Below are 234 nucleotides of genomic sequence, written 5' to 3'. Positions count from 1 at the left end.
CGCGAGTTCGTCCGCGGCCTTCGTAAAGCTTTGATGGCGCGCGGCCGTTTCGAATGCGGATAGCGCTGCTGTCGAAGGGATCTTTCTGCGCATGCTCGTGACTCGCCGGTATTGTCGATGACCTGTGCGATTTTCGCACAGGTCAGTGCAAACAAATCGTTTGTCGTGACGCGCATGTGCCGATAAATTCGCGGCATGACAGTTTCTCTAGCGAGTATGAAATGAGTTCAAAGC

1 pseudogene is annotated in these 234 nt (G+C 53.8%); it reads right to left on the bottom strand.

Going from position 1 to position 234, the window contains the following annotated elements:
- Window positions 1-93 (bottom strand): annotated as a pseudogene (locus tag SB751_RS35525) (LysR family transcriptional regulator); the annotation flags it as partial.
- Between the last annotated feature and the right edge of the window lie 141 nt (window positions 94-234).

This window comes from Cupriavidus sp. SIMBA_020, assembly GCF_046535395.1.
Lineage (GTDB): Bacteria > Pseudomonadota > Gammaproteobacteria > Burkholderiales > Burkholderiaceae > Cupriavidus > Cupriavidus campinensis.
This window is presented reverse-complemented; position numbering and strand designations above follow the sequence as displayed.